Genomic DNA, 12,935 nt, shown 5'->3' on the forward strand with positions numbered 1-12,935 from the left:
GGCTATGAGGCACCTCTGACACGCGATACCCCATTGCTGCTATCCGTGCGCGGCGACGGCTTCCGCGGCTGCGGCGGCGGGCAGGGCTGCGGGGCCGCGGTCGCGGGTCGTCGCGACGAAGAAGGTGACTGCGGTGGTGAGCAGTGCCGCACCCAGCATGTGCAGGTTGACCAGCGCGATCGGCAGCCCGGTGAACAGCTGGACGTAGCCGATGATCCCCTGACCGAGCGTCACGCCGAGAAGCACGAGGCCGGCCCTCCACGGCCTTCCTCGAACCCCGGACCGGCGCAGCAGGACCAGGATCGCGACGAGCACCGCGACGAACGTCCAGACGGCACCGGCGTGCGCCTTGGCCATGAGCCAGGGGTCGACGTCGAAGCGGTAGCCGACGGTGTCGTCGCCCGAGTGGGGCCCCGCGCCGGTCACCACGACGCCGAGCGCGAGGACCACCGCCGTCAGGGCGACGAGCAGCCGGATCAGCAGGCGCACGGTGCGGTCGACGAGCGGCGCGGCGGGTCGGTCGCCCTCGCGCGTCCGGACCGCGAGCCAGGCCGAGAAGGCGACGAGGCCCATCGAGATGAGCAGGTGGCTGCCGACGATCGCGGGGTTGAGGTCGTAGATCACCGAGAGCCCGCCGATGACCGCCTGGATGAGCACGCCGATGACCGGGACGAGCCCGAGCGCCCGGTAGGACCACGGGCGGCGCGTCTCGGTGACGACGAGTGCCACGACCGCCAGGCCGATGACCACCAGCACGGGGGCCACCATCCGGTTGCCGAACTCCACGTAGGGGTGGAACGACGACTGCGCGTGCTCGACCGGCGTGAACTCGCCCGGCTCGCACTGGGGCCAGCTGGAGCAGCCGAGGCCGGAGGCGGTCAACCGCACGGCGCCGCCGGTGACGATGATGACGATCTGACCGACGGGGTTGGCCACCACCGCGGTCCACGCCCACCGGTCGCGGACCCGCTGGAACAGCGGCGGACGGGCGTCGACGGCGGTGGACGTGCTCACGCGACCAGCCTACGGTCCGGCCCACGGCGGCCAGCACCACGGCGACGCGAGACCGGTCACACCGTCAGTGCCAGCGGAACAGCCGTGACCCGCCCCAGCCGAGGGCGGCCGTCCAGCCGACGAGCACCACGACCGACCACGCGGGCAGCGACCCGTGCCAGAGGGTCTCGCGCATGGCGTCGCCCAGCGCGCCAGAGGGCAGGAGCAGGGCGATGTGCTGCATCGGCCCCGGCAGGCGGGACGCCGGCACGATGACGCCGCCGGCCACGGCGAGGAGCAGGAGCAGCAGGTTGGCGACCGCGAGCACGGCCTCGGCGCGCAGCGTTCCCGCGACCAGCAGGGCCAGTGACGTGAACGCCGCGGTCCCGAGGATCACCGCGACGACGGCGAGCAGCAGACCCGCGCCGGCGGGGTGCCAGCCGAGCAGCAGCGCGGTGGTGGCGATGACGACCACCTGCACGACCTCGACGGCCAGGACCCCGAGGACCTTGCCCGCGAGCAGCCCGCCGCGGCCGAGCGGCGTGGTGGACAGGAGCCGCAGGACGCCGTTGCGGCGGTCGAACGCGGAGGCGATCGCCTGCGACGTGAACGAGGAGGTCATGACCGCCAGGGCCAGCACGCCGGGCGTGAAGAAGTCGATCCGGCTCATGCCGTCGGTGTCGATCGTGATGTTCGTCGCCTTGGTCAGGCCGACGAGCACGAGCACGGGCACGATGATCGTGACCAGGAGCTGTTCGCCGTTGCGCAGGATCGCGCGGGCCTCGAAGGCGGTCTGGGCGAGGACGCGACGCGACACGGGAGCAGGGGCGGACGTCATCGCAGGCTCCGCCCCGTGAGGTCGAGGAACACGTCCTCGAGCGTCCGCCGTCCCACGGTGAGCCGGGTGACCAGCGCGTCGCGCTCCGCCAACCACGCGGTGAGCGTCGCGACGGTCGTGGGGGACACCGGACCCGTCACGGTGTACTCCCCGGCGGACGACTCGGTCACGGTGAGGTGCAGCGCTGCGCCGAGCGCGTCCACGGGCAGCCCGGGCGTCGTCGCCACCCGCAGCGTGCGGTCCTGCGAGCCGGCGACCAGCGAGGCCACCGAGCCGCGGGCGATCACGGCGCCGTGGTCGATGACGACGACGTGGTCGGCCAGGTCCTCGGCCTCGTCCATGAGGTGGGTGGTCAGCACCACCGCGACCCCCTCGGCGCGCAGCTCGCGGACGAGGTCCCAGACGGCGTGCCGCGACTGCGGGTCCATCCCGGCGCTCGGCTCGTCGAGGAACACGAGATCGGGCTTGCCGACGACGGCCGCGGCGAGCGCGAGCCGCTGGCGCTGGCCGCCCGACAGCCGGCGCACGGTGGTCCCGCCGAACGCGTCCAGACCGAGCCGCTCGCTCAGCTCGCCGAGGTCGCGCGGGTTGGCGTACATCCTCGCGACGTGCGCGAGCATCTCGCGGGCCTTGACGCCCGTCGGCAGCCCTCCGTCCTGCAGCATGACGCCGACGCGGGGTCGCAGGGTGCGCGCGTCGGTCAGGGGGTCGAGACCCAGGACGCGGACGGTGCCGGCGTCGGGCTCGCGCAGCCCCTCGCAGCACTCGATCGTGGTCGTCTTGCCTGCTCCGTTGGGGCCCAGCACCGCCGTGACCTGGCCCGGCTGCGCGACGAGGTCGATGCCGTCGACGACCGCGCGGGAGCCGTAGCGCTTGACGAGACCGGAGATCTCGAGCGCGGGGGAGTCGGGCACGAGTCGGAAGTCTAGGTGTGGCGCATCGGCCGCTCCGCCGTGCGGTCCGTCACAGTCGGGCCAGAGAAGGGTCTCCTTGCTTGCAGGGATGGATATTGGCAACAAGGATGTTGCGCATATCGAGGCGTGCTCCGACGAGTGCGCCGATCCGGTCCCGGAGGTGAGTGTGAGCGCGACCCTGCCCGTCGAGCACACCGACGTCTCCGACGCGGGCACCCGCGCCCGGGTGCTCCAGATCGTCGCGTCCGCCGGTCCCGTCTCGGCGGCCGAGCTCGCCGCCCAGCTCGACCTGGCGCCCGCCGGCATCCGCCGCCATCTCGGCGTCCTCGAGGACAGCGACCAGATCGCCGTCCACGGCGGCTCGTCGGGACCCAAGGGCCGCGGTCGTCCCGCACGGCGCTACATCGTCACGGCCCGCGGGCAGGCGGCGCTGTCGCACCGCTACTCCGAGCTGGCCACGCAGGCGCTCCGGTTCCTGGCCGACACGGCCGGCCCGGACGCCGTCCGTGGCTTCGCCGAGATGCGCATCTCCGAGCTCGAGCAGCGGCACGGCGCCGCCGTCCGCGCGGCCGGGGACGACGTCGCCGCCCGGGTCCGGGTCCTCGCCGACGGCCTCGCAGCCGACGGCTACGCCGCCTCCGCCCGACCGGTGCCCGGCGGTACCGCGATGCAGCTCTGCCAGGGCCACTGCCCGGTGCAGGACGTCGCGCACGAGTTCCCCCAGCTGTGCGAGGCCGAGGCCCGGGCGTTCTCCCGGATGCTCGGCGTCCACGTGCAGCGCCTCGCGACGCTGGCCGGTGGCGGCCACGTCTGCACCACGCACATCCCCGTCTCGAATCCCACCACCCCGCACGTGCCCGTGGAAGGACACCCAGCATGAGTGCACAGACCGACAGCTCGTCTGCCACCGCTGCGCCGCAGATGACCCAGGACGAGGCCATCGCCTCCATCGGGAACTACAACTACGGCTGGCACGACGCCGACACCGCCGGGTCCGTGGCCACGCGTGGCCTGTCGGAGGCGAAGGTGCGGGAGATCTCCGCGCTCAAGAACGAGCCCGAGTGGATGCTCAAGACGCGCCTGAAGTCGCTGCGCCTGTTCGACAAGAAGCCCATGCCGTGGTGGGGCTCGGACCTGTCCGGCATCGACTTCGACAACATCAAGTACTTCGTGCGCTCCACCGAGAAGCAGGCCACCAGCTGGGAGGACCTGCCTGACGACATCAAGAGCACGTACGACCGCCTGGGCATCCCCGAGGCCGAGAAGCAGCGCCTCGTCGCCGGCGTCGCCGCGCAGTACGAGTCCGAGGTGGTCTACCACCAGATCCAGGAGTCGCTCGAGGAGCAGGGCGTCATCTTCCTCGACACCGACACGGCTCTGAAGCAGTACCCCGAGATGTTCGAGCAGTACTTCGGCTCGGTCATCCCGCCCGGGGACAACAAGTTCGCGTCGCTGAACACGGCCGTCTGGTCGGGCGGCTCGTTCGTCTACGTCCCGCCGGGCGTGCACGTCGAGATCCCGCTGCAGGCCTACTTCCGTATCAACACCGAGAACATGGGCCAGTTCGAGCGGACGCTGATCATCGCCGACGAGGGTTCGTACGTCCACTACGTCGAGGGTTGTACTGCTCCGGTGTACTCGAGCGACTCGCTGCACTCGGCGGTCGTCGAGATCATCGTGAAGAAGAACGCCCGCGTGCGGTACACGACCATCCAGAACTGGTCGAACAACGTGTACAACCTGGTCACCAAGCGGGCGACCGCGGCCGAGGGCGCCACGATGGAGTGGGTCGACGGCAACATCGGCTCCAAGGTCACCATGAAGTACCCGGCCATCTACCTGATGGGCGAGCACGCCCGCGGCGAGACCCTGTCGATCGCGTTCGCCGGTGCCGGCCAGCACCAGGACGCCGGCGCCAAGATGGTGCACGCCGCGCCGCACACGTCCAGCTCGATCGTCTCCAAGTCCGTCGCGCGCGGCGGTGGCCGCACGTCCTACCGCGGTCTGGTGCAGGTGCTCGAGGGCGCCCACCACTCCGCGTCGAACGTGCTCTGCGATGCGCTGCTCGTCGACCAGATCTCACGGTCCGACACCTATCCGTACGTCGACGTCCGCGAGGACGACGTGTCGATGGGCCACGAGGCGACCGTGTCGCGCGTGAGCGAGGACCAGCTGTTCTACCTGATGTCCCGAGGCATGCCCGAGACCGAGGCCATGGCCATGATCGTGCGGGGGTTCGTCGAGCCCATCGCGCGTGAGCTGCCTATGGAGTACGCCCTCGAGCTGAACCGCCTCATCGAGCTGCAGATGGAAGGGGCCGTCGGCTGATGACGACCGCAACTGACTCCCTGTCGACCGACCATTCGCGCGCGGTCGCCGACGGAAGCCACACCCACGGCGCCGGGCCGTCGCCCGAGGCGTCCCGTGCGTCGCGGCCCACGTCGTTCGACGTCGCCGACTTCCCCGTGCCGAACGGGCGCGAGGAGGAGTGGCGGTTCTCGCCGGTCGACCGCCTCGCGCCGCTGTTCGCGGGCTCGACCGAGGGCGTCCTGGACGGCCACGGCGTGCTGACGACGGTCGTCGAGGCACCCGAGGTCAAGGTCGAGATCGTCGACCGCGACGACGCGCGCCTGGGCAAGGCCGGCCAGCCGGGCGACCGGACCTCCGCCGTCGCCTGGGCATCGTTCCCGCGGGCCACCGTCGTCACGATCCCGAAGGAGGCCGTCGCCTCCGAGGTGACGTCGATCCGCATCGAGGGCGTCGAGGGCACGATCGTGCCCAGCGCGACGCACCTGCTGGTGCACGCGGAGGCGTTCTCGCAGGCCGTCGTCGTCATCGACCACATCGGGCACGCGTCGCTCACCGAGACCGTCGAGGTCGTCGCCGACGAGGGCTCGCACCTGACCGTCGTCTCGGTGCACGACTGGGCCGACGGCTCGGTCCACGCCACGAGCCACCGCCTGCGCATCGGCCGCGACGCGACCGTCAAGCACATCGCCGTGACGCTCGGCGGCGACGTCGTGCGCATCACGCCGGACGCGGAGTTCGTCGGCGAGGGTGCCAGCGTCAAGATGCTCGGCCTCTACTTCGCCGACGCCGGCCAGCACCAGGAGCAGCGGCTCTTCGTCGACCACGCGGTGCCCAACTGCGTCTCCCGCGTGGCCTACAAGGGTGCGCTGCAGGGCGAGGGTGCGCACACGGTCTGGGTGGGCGACGTGCTCATCCGCGCTGCCGCCGGGGGCACCGACACGTACGAGCTCAACCGCAACCTGGTCCTGTCCGACGGTGCCCGTGCGGACTCCGTGCCGAACCTCGAGATCGAGACCGGTCTCATCGCGGGCGCGGGCCACGCGAGCGCGACCGGCCGGTTCGACGACGAGCAGCTCTTCTACCTGCGCGCCCGCGGCATCCCCGAGCCCGACGCGCGCCGGCTCGTGGTGCGCGGCTTCTTCGCCGAGCTCATCCACGAGATCGGCGTCCCGTCGGTCGAGGAGCGCCTCATCGGCGCCATCGAGCGCGAGCTCGAGAAGTCGATGAGCGTCCTGGACAGCACCGCCGTCGAGGGTTCCGAGGTGGGCGCCACCACGGAGCGTGCATGAGCGCCCAGCTGGCCTGCTACGACGAGGACGTGCCTGTCGAGGGCACGTTCCGCGTCGAGCTCGAAGGTGAGAACGGCCCGGTCGAGGTCGCGGTCGTGCGCGACGACGCAGGCGAGCTCCACGCCATCAGCGACATCTGCTCGCACGGCGCGGTCTCGCTGTCCGACGGCGAGGTCGAGGGCTGCACCATCGAGTGCTGGCTCCACGGCTCCCGTTTCGACCTGCGCACCGGCAAGCCCACCGGCCCGCCCGCCGTGCGCGCCGTCCCTGTCTACCCCGTGACCGTCGACGGCCAGCGCGTGCTGGTCGACGTCGACTCCCCGCTCTGAGAAGTCTGGAAGGAACAGCATGTCCACCCTGGAGATCCGCGACCTGCACGTCAGCGTCGAGACCAAGGAAGGCCCCAAGCAGATCCTGCGCGGCGTCGACCTGACCGTCGCGAGCGGCGAGACGCACGCCATCATGGGCCCCAACGGCTCCGGCAAGTCGACGCTGGCCTACTCGCTGGCCGGCCACCCGAAGTACCACGTGACCAGCGGCACGGTCACGCTCGACGGCGAGGACGTCCTGGCACTGTCGGTCGACGCCCGCGCCCGCGCCGGCCTGTTCCTGGCCATGCAGTACCCGGTCGAGGTCCCCGGCGTGAGCGTGTCCAACTTCCTGCGCACCGCCAAGACCGCCATCGACGGCCAGGCGCCCCCGCTGCGCACGTGGGTCAAGGACGTGCGCACCGCGATGGACGACCTGCGCATGGACCCCACGTTCGCCGAGCGCTCGGTCAACGAGGGCTTCTCCGGCGGGGAGAAGAAGCGCCACGAGATCCTCCAGATGGAGCTGCTCAAGCCCAAGTTCGCGATCCTCGACGAGACGGACTCCGGCCTCGACGTCGACGCGCTGCGGGTCGTGTCCGAGGGAGTCAACCGCGTCCGTCAGAACCCGGACGTCGGCGTGCTGCTGATCACGCACTACACGCGGATCCTGCGCTACATCAAGCCCGACTTCGTGCACGTGTTCGTCGACGGCCGCGTGGCCGAGGAGGGTGGCCCCGAGCTGGCCGACCGCCTCGAGAACGAGGGCTACGACCGCTTCCTGACGAGCACTTCGGTTATCTGAGAGGCCTGAGGCTCCCCATGACCAGCACCCTCGAGGTTCCGGCCCGGACGCTCGACGCGTCCGAGCTGGCCGCCGTGCGCGCGGACTTCCCGCTGCTCGCGCGGACCCTGCGCGGCGGACGCCCGCTGGTGTACCTCGACTCGGGGGCCACCTCGCAGAAGCCCGAGGTCGTCCTCGACGCCGAGCAGGACTTCTACATCCAGCGCAACGCCGCCGTGCACCGCGGCGCGCACCAGCTGGCCGAGGAAGCCACCGAGGCGTTCGAGGACGCGCGCGAGCGGGTCGCCTCGTTCGTGGGCGTCTCGCCGGGGTCGCTGGTCTGGACGTCCAACGCGACTGCGGGGATCAACCTGGTCGCGTACGCGATGTCGAACGCCTCTCTCGGGCGCGGGGGAGCGGCCGCCCAGCGGTTCGCGCTGCGGCCGGGTGACGAGATCGTCGTCACGGAGGCCGAGCACCACGCCAACCTCGTCCCGTGGCAGGAACTCGCCGCCCGCACTGGCGCGACGCTGCGCTGGATCGGGGTCGACGACGACGGCCGCATCCGGGTCGACGAGCTCGACACGGTCGTGACCGAGCGGACCAAGGTGCTCGCGTTCACGCATGCGTCGAACGTCACGGGTGCGATCACGCCCGTCGCGCCGTTCGTCGCGAAGGCACGGTCGGTCGGCGCGCTCACGGTGCTCGACGCGTGCCAGTCCGTGCCGCACCTGCCCGTCGACCTCACGGCGCTGGGCGTCGACTTCGCCGCGTTCTCCGGGCACAAGATGCTCGGCCCGACGGGCGTGGGTGCCCTCTACGGCCGCCGCGAGCTGCTCGAGGCCATGCCGCCCGTCACCACGGGTGGGTCGATGGTCGAGGTCGTCACCATGGAGCAGACCACCTACGCGCCGCCGCCGCAGCGGTTCGAGGCCGGCACGCAGATGGTGTCCCAGGCCGTCGGGATGGGCGCCGCGGCCTCGTACCTGGCCGAGCTGGGCATGGACGCGGTCGCCGCCCACGAGCACCACCTGGCCGGGCTGCTGCTCGACGCGGTGGCGTCCGTGCCGGGCGTGCGGGTCATCGGTCCGACCGACACCCGCGACCGGCTGGCCACCGTCGCGTTCGTCGTCGACGGGGTGCACGCGCACGACGTGGGCCAGGTGCTCGACGACGCGGGCGTCGCCGTCCGGGTGGGCCACCACTGCGCGCAGCCGCTGCACCGCCGGTTCGGCGTCGCGTCGACCTCGCGCGCCAGCGCCGCGGTCTACACGACGGACGAGGAGATCGAGGTCTTCCGGGAAGCACTCACGGGGGTCCGGGCGTTCTTCGGTCTGGAGGTGTCATGAGTTCCTCGATGGAGCAGCTGTACCAGCAGGTCATCCTCGACCACGCCAAGTTCCCGCACGGTCGAGGCCTCGGCCTCGCCGGCGAGCACGTCGGTGAGTCGCACCAGGTCAACCCGACGTGCGGCGACGAGGTGACGCTGCAGGTCGACCTCGAGGACGGGGTCGTGCGCGACGTCCGCTGGGAGGGTCAGGGCTGCAGCATCTCGCAGGCTTCCGTCTCGGTCCTCGTCGACCTCGTCGTCGGCAACGACCTCGCGACGGTCGACCAGCTCGGCGGCACGTTCCGTGAGCTGATGTCCGCCCGCGGCAACGGCCTGGACGACGAGGCCGCCGAGGACTCGCTCGGCGACGCGACCGCCTTCACCGGCGTGGCCAAGTACCCCGCCCGCATCAAGTGCGCGCTGCTCGGCTGGTCCGCGCTCACCGACGCACTCATCAAGACCGGCGCCCGTCCCACGGAGGACTCATGACGATTTCTGGAACTGCAGCCAGCCCGACCCCGTCGACGGTCGCCGACGTCGAGGAGGCCCTGCGCGACGTCATCGACCCCGAGCTCGGGATCAACGTCGTCGACCTCGGCCTCATCTACGGCGTCGTCATCGACCAGACGAACACCGCGATCATCGACATGACCCTCACGTCCGCGGCCTGCCCGCTGACCGACGTCATCGAGGACCAGTCCGCGACCGCCCTCGACGGCATCGTCGACGGATTCCGCATCAACTGGGTCTGGATGCCGCCGTGGGGCCCGGAGAAGATCACGCCCGACGGCCGTGAGCAGATGCGGGCCCTCGGCTTCAACATCTGAGCGTGCGAAGGAGACCTACGGGTCCCCTTCGTGTCGGACGGTCATCGTCATCACGCAGTTGCCGTGGCCCTTGGGCCGTTGGTACGCGAAGCCGGCGTTCTCGAAGAGCGTGCGGGTGCCGTTGTAGAGGAACGACGCTGACTTCTTCACGCCGCCCGTGTCGTGCGGGTACGCCTCGACCAGGCCGCCGCCCGCCGCTGCGATGAGGTCGATCGCGCCGCGCAGGGCATGACCGGACATCCCACGGCGCCGGTAGTCCCGGTCGACGAAGAAGCAGGTGATCCGGTAGTCGGGCAGGTTCTCCAGGCCGGCTTCGTACTGCTTGCGGTGATAGATGCTCGGCAGCTCGTCGGGCGTCCCGTACTCGCACCAGGCGACTGCGTCGTCGCCGTCGAAGACGAGGGCCGCGTGCGCGACGCCCTCGTGGACGAGCCGCTCCTTGAGGAGACGGTTTCCCTCGGCGCCGGGCAGCTTCTCGGGGAAGCGCGGGTGGAACCACGTGCACCAGCAGCCGCCCCAGACGCCGTTGTGCTTCTCGGCCAGGCGCGCGAACGCGTCCCACGTGTCGGGGGTCAGCGCCCTGACGGTGTAGTCGCTCACAGCGTGGTCGCCGAGAAGGTGTCACACGCGTCGAGCGTGCCGTTCTCGTACCCGGTGGTGAACCATCGCTCGCGCTGTGCGCTCGTGCCGTGCGTAAAGGCGTCGGGGTTCACCTGGCCGCCCGACTGCTTCTGGATGTGGTCGTCGCCCACCGCGGACGCCGCGCCGAGAGCGTTCTGCAGCTGCTCCTGGGTGATCGGGTCGAGGAACGGCTTGCCCGTGTCCGGATCGATCGTCTCGGTCGCGTCGCCGACCCACATGCCGGCGTAGCAGTCGGCCTGCAGCTCGGTGCGCACCGAGTCGGAGTCGGCGCCCGTGCCCTGCCGTTTCGCCTTGTCCATCACACCCGTCAGCTGCTGGATGTGGTGGCCGTACTCGTGCGCGGTCACGTACTCCTCGGCGAGCGGCCCGTCCTGCGCGCCGAGCTGCGACTCCAGGTCGTCGTAGAAGCTGACATCGAGGTAGATCGTCTGGTCGGGCGGGCAGTAGAACGGACCGCTGGAGGCGGATGCGTCGCCGCAGCCCGTGCTCGTGGCCCGCTGGAACGAGACGACACCGGGCTGGCTGAACGCGGTCGGCACCGTGGCGGCCCAGTAGACGTCCAGCGATTCGATGGTCCCCTCGAGCCGGCAGTCGCGGTCGCTGTTGGCCTGCGCGGCGGAGCACGCCCCGAGGGTGCTCTCCGCCTGCTGGCCGCCGCCTCCCGCGCCGCCGGCCACCTGGTTGACCACGTTGGCCACGTCGCTGTGTCCGGTCGCCTGCAGGATGAGGATCAGCGCGACGACCGCGATGCCACCGACCCCACCGCCGACGGCGACGCCGCCCTTGCCGGGTCCACGCCTGCGCACGCGCCCGGCGTCGAAGCTGCCACCCTCCTGGAACGTCATCCACGCAAGGTAGTAGCGAGCGCGCTCAGCCGCTCAGCGGGCGGCCCGTCGCGTCGTGGGTCCACTGCGTACCCGGCGTGCCGACGAGGTAGAGGATGCCCTCGACCAGACCCCAGATGCCCACCGCGATCCAGGCGATGCCGCAGGTGACGATCCCGCCGACCACCGCGATGAGCAGCATGGTCAGGCCTTCGCGGTTGTAGCCGAGGTAGAACCGGTGCACGCCGAAGTGACCCAGGAAGATCCCGAGGAGCCCGGCGACGACCTTGGACTTCGCCAACGGGTCGTAACCGGGCGCGTACGGTCCGGGACCGTACGGCGGCGGGTAGGGCCCCTGGGGGTAGGGCCCCTGCGGGTACGGCCCCTGGGGGTAGGGCCCCTGCGGGTACGGCCCGGGCTCATCCGGACGCCGCTCGTGCGGGTCGGTCATCGGGAGGCTCCGCTCTGCGCGTGGACGCCGAGAACGTACCGCAGCCCACACCGGGCGCGTGGTCTTTTCAGTCCTCGCCGAGGCCGCGCGCGGCCAGGGCATCGCCGGTGGTCCGCGCGTGGGCGACCATCCGCACGGCGGCGGGCACGAGCACGGCCCGGGGGCTGCGCTCCAGGCCGCGGGCGCGTGCGGCGTCGCGGGCCTCCATCGACGTGCGGGCCAGGAGCGGGATCGTGCGCAGGAACAGCCCGACGGTGAGCGCGAACATCTCGGGGTCGAGCCCGATGTGCCGCAGCGGGCGGACGAGGCGAGCCAGCACGTCGAGGAGCAGGTCGGCGCGCGTGGTCGCGGTCACGACGGCTCCGGCGAGCACCAGGGCGACGAGGTCGACGGCCACCTCGAAGGCGGTCTGCCAGTCCCGCGCCCACCACTGGTAGGCGCCGATCAGCGCCGCGGTGACGAGGGTGGGGACGAGCCCCCGCGTGGTGCGGTGCCAGGGCACGCGGGCCACCACCTGCAGCAGCAGCGCGATCCCGAGCGCGGCCAGCGCCGACGCCGGTCCGTGGGCGAGCACCACCACGATCGCGAAGACAGCGAGGAACGAGAGCTTGAGGCCGGCCGGCGCACGGTGCACGACGCTCGAACCGGGGTGGTACAGGCCGAGCGGCCCGGACCACGGAGGTCGCAGAGGTCCCTGGCTCACGGGCGCGGCACCCCCGTCATGAGGTCCCGGTAGTACGCGATCGCCGGGGCGGGCTCGCCGTCGAACACGACCGACCCGTCGTCGACCACCAGCACGCGGTCGGCACGCAGGGCCGCGTCCAGGTCGTGCGTCACGACGATGACCTGCTGGTCCAGGGAGGCGAGCAGGTCGTCCACGACGCGGCGCCAGCGCAGGTCGAGAAGCGTGGTCGGCTCGTCGGCCACGAGGACCGCGGGCTCGGTGGCCAGGACGGCTGCGAGCGCGAGCAGCTGACGCTGACCACCGGACAGGGCGTGCACGGGGAGTCGGCGCGGTCGGCGAGCCCGAGCCGGCCGAGCGCGGCCCGCGCGACCTCGTCGCGAGCCTCGGGGGCCAGCTTGAGCCGACGCAGGGAGAGGGCGACGTCCTCCAGCGGCGTCGGCATCACGACCTGGGCGTCGGGATCGGTGAACATGAACCCGACCCGCCGACGCACCGCGGCCCCGTCGCGCCCGGTGTCGAGCCCGTCGACGTGGACGGAGCCCGACGCGGGCAGGACGAGGCCGTTGAGCAGCCGCGCGAGGGTCGACTTGCCGGAGCCGTTGGCGCCGACGATCGCGATGCGACGCTCGCCGAGGTCCAGCGTCACCGGCCCGAGCAGGCGCACGATGCGGTCCGCACCGCCCGCGGGATCGGGGCTGTAGGCGGTGACGAGGACCTCGTCGAGCGTGATCACGGAGTCG

Annotated in this window: 15 protein-coding genes and 1 pseudogene; 8 read left to right on the forward strand and 8 right to left on the reverse strand. The window is 71.6% G+C overall.

Annotated elements, in window-relative coordinates; genetic code table 11:
* Positions 1–39: 39 nt before the first annotated feature.
* The 3 genes from AC38ZX_RS08770 to AC38ZX_RS08780 form a co-directional block, all read right to left on the reverse strand.
* On the reverse strand, positions 40–1,014 hold the full coding sequence (locus AC38ZX_RS08770; protein ID WP_491296997.1) for a COX15/CtaA family protein: 975 nt from the start codon (positions 1,012–1,014) through the stop codon (positions 40–42).
* 64 nt (positions 1,015–1,078) lie between these two features.
* Positions 1,079–1,831: an ABC transporter permease gene (locus tag AC38ZX_RS08775; RefSeq protein ID WP_491296998.1), complete on the reverse strand. Its 753-nt coding sequence runs from the start codon at positions 1,829–1,831 to the stop codon at positions 1,079–1,081.
* The gene (locus AC38ZX_RS08780; protein WP_491296999.1) at positions 1,828–2,745 is read right to left on the reverse strand and encodes an ABC transporter ATP-binding protein; all 918 of its coding nucleotides are present in this window, start codon (positions 2,743–2,745) and stop codon (positions 1,828–1,830) included. Before AC38ZX_RS08780 ends, AC38ZX_RS08775 begins: the two co-directional genes overlap by 4 nt.
* A 166-nt stretch (positions 2,746–2,911) precedes the next feature.
* Here AC38ZX_RS08780 and AC38ZX_RS08785 point away from each other — a divergent pair, with 166 nt between their 5' ends.
* From AC38ZX_RS08785 to AC38ZX_RS08820, 8 genes are read left to right on the forward strand one after another with little or no spacing between them, the layout of a single operon-like run.
* Positions 2,912–3,625 (forward strand): helix-turn-helix transcriptional regulator, encoded by a 714-nt coding sequence (locus AC38ZX_RS08785; RefSeq protein WP_426595426.1) that lies wholly within the window; start codon positions 2,912–2,914, stop codon positions 3,623–3,625.
* Complete coding sequence (gene sufB, locus AC38ZX_RS08790; RefSeq protein ID WP_426595427.1) at positions 3,622–5,073, forward strand: Fe-S cluster assembly protein SufB; 1,452 nt, start codon at positions 3,622–3,624, stop codon at positions 5,071–5,073. Before AC38ZX_RS08785 ends, sufB begins: the two co-directional genes overlap by 4 nt.
* Positions 5,073–6,344 carry a Fe-S cluster assembly protein SufD gene (gene sufD / locus AC38ZX_RS08795; protein ID WP_491297000.1) on the forward strand — a complete coding sequence of 424 codons (1,272 nt, stop codon included), beginning with the start codon at positions 5,073–5,075 and terminating at the stop codon, positions 6,342–6,344. The genes sufB and sufD overlap by 1 nt, the downstream gene beginning before the upstream one ends.
* Positions 6,341–6,673 carry a non-heme iron oxygenase ferredoxin subunit gene (locus tag AC38ZX_RS08800; RefSeq protein ID WP_426595429.1) on the forward strand — a complete coding sequence of 111 codons (333 nt, stop codon included), beginning with the start codon at positions 6,341–6,343 and terminating at the stop codon, positions 6,671–6,673. Before sufD ends, AC38ZX_RS08800 begins: the two co-directional genes overlap by 4 nt.
* 19 nt (positions 6,674–6,692) lie before the next feature.
* Positions 6,693–7,457, forward strand: coding sequence for a Fe-S cluster assembly ATPase SufC (gene sufC / locus AC38ZX_RS08805; RefSeq protein ID WP_426595430.1), 765 nt, complete (start codon positions 6,693–6,695; stop codon positions 7,455–7,457).
* A gap of 17 nt (positions 7,458–7,474) precedes the next feature.
* Entirely contained in the window at positions 7,475–8,785 is a 1,311-nt protein-coding gene (locus tag AC38ZX_RS08810; protein ID WP_491297001.1) for a cysteine desulfurase, read from the forward strand.
* Positions 8,782–9,255, forward strand: coding sequence for a Fe-S cluster assembly sulfur transfer protein SufU (gene sufU, locus AC38ZX_RS08815; RefSeq protein ID WP_426595432.1), 474 nt, complete (start codon positions 8,782–8,784; stop codon positions 9,253–9,255). Before AC38ZX_RS08810 ends, sufU begins: the two co-directional genes overlap by 4 nt.
* The gene (locus tag AC38ZX_RS08820) at positions 9,252–9,593 is read left to right on the forward strand and encodes a metal-sulfur cluster assembly factor (protein ID WP_426595433.1); all 342 of its coding nucleotides are present in this window, start codon (positions 9,252–9,254) and stop codon (positions 9,591–9,593) included. The genes sufU and AC38ZX_RS08820 overlap by 4 nt, the downstream gene beginning before the upstream one ends.
* Positions 9,594–9,608: 15 nt before the next feature.
* Here AC38ZX_RS08820 and AC38ZX_RS08825 read toward each other — a convergent pair whose 3' ends face one another.
* From AC38ZX_RS08825 to AC38ZX_RS08845, 5 genes and pseudogenes are all read right to left on the reverse strand, one after another.
* Positions 9,609–10,193 (reverse strand): GNAT family N-acetyltransferase, encoded by a 585-nt coding sequence (locus AC38ZX_RS08825; RefSeq protein WP_491297002.1) that lies wholly within the window; start codon positions 10,191–10,193, stop codon positions 9,609–9,611.
* A complete protein-coding gene (ypfJ, locus tag AC38ZX_RS08830; RefSeq protein ID WP_491297003.1) occupies positions 10,190–11,080 on the reverse strand; it encodes a KPN_02809 family neutral zinc metallopeptidase in 891 nt (296 codons plus the stop codon). The genes AC38ZX_RS08825 and ypfJ overlap by 4 nt, the downstream gene beginning before the upstream one ends.
* Before the next feature lie 25 nt (positions 11,081–11,105).
* Positions 11,106–11,510: a TM2 domain-containing protein gene (locus tag AC38ZX_RS08835; protein ID WP_491297004.1), complete on the reverse strand. Its 405-nt coding sequence runs from the start codon at positions 11,508–11,510 to the stop codon at positions 11,106–11,108.
* A 67-nt stretch (positions 11,511–11,577) separates the two neighbouring features.
* Positions 11,578–12,213, reverse strand: a complete 636-nt coding sequence (locus tag AC38ZX_RS08840) for an energy-coupling factor transporter transmembrane component T family protein (RefSeq protein WP_491297005.1) — start codon at positions 12,211–12,213, stop codon at positions 11,578–11,580.
* Positions 12,210–12,928: pseudogene (locus AC38ZX_RS08845) on the reverse strand (energy-coupling factor ABC transporter ATP-binding protein). The gene AC38ZX_RS08840 and the pseudogene AC38ZX_RS08845 overlap by 4 nt, the downstream one beginning before the upstream one ends.
* Positions 12,929–12,935: the final 7 nt, after the last annotated feature.

The organism is Cellulomonas sp. McL0606 (assembly GCF_058248365.1).

Coding starts and splice junctions, on each gene's coding strand:
- AC38ZX_RS08775 (WP_491296998.1), bottom strand. CDS start 1,831: ATGACGTCCGCCCCTGCTCCCGTGTCGCGTCGCGTCCTCGCCCAGACC.
- sufB (WP_426595427.1), top strand. CDS start 3,622: ATGAGTGCACAGACCGACAGCTCGTCTGCCACCGCTGCGCCGCAGATG.
- sufD (WP_491297000.1), top strand. CDS start 5,073: ATGACGACCGCAACTGACTCCCTGTCGACCGACCATTCGCGCGCGGTC.
- AC38ZX_RS08800 (WP_426595429.1), top strand. CDS start 6,341: ATGAGCGCCCAGCTGGCCTGCTACGACGAGGACGTGCCTGTCGAGGGC.
- sufC (WP_426595430.1), top strand. CDS start 6,693: ATGTCCACCCTGGAGATCCGCGACCTGCACGTCAGCGTCGAGACCAAG.
- AC38ZX_RS08810 (WP_491297001.1), top strand. CDS start 7,475: ATGACCAGCACCCTCGAGGTTCCGGCCCGGACGCTCGACGCGTCCGAG.
- sufU (WP_426595432.1), top strand. CDS start 8,782: ATGAGTTCCTCGATGGAGCAGCTGTACCAGCAGGTCATCCTCGACCAC.
- AC38ZX_RS08820 (WP_426595433.1), top strand. CDS start 9,252: ATGACGATTTCTGGAACTGCAGCCAGCCCGACCCCGTCGACGGTCGCC.
- ypfJ (WP_491297003.1), bottom strand. CDS start 11,080: ATGACGTTCCAGGAGGGTGGCAGCTTCGACGCCGGGCGCGTGCGCAGG.
- AC38ZX_RS08835 (WP_491297004.1), bottom strand. CDS start 11,510: ATGACCGACCCGCACGAGCGGCGTCCGGATGAGCCCGGGCCGTACCCG.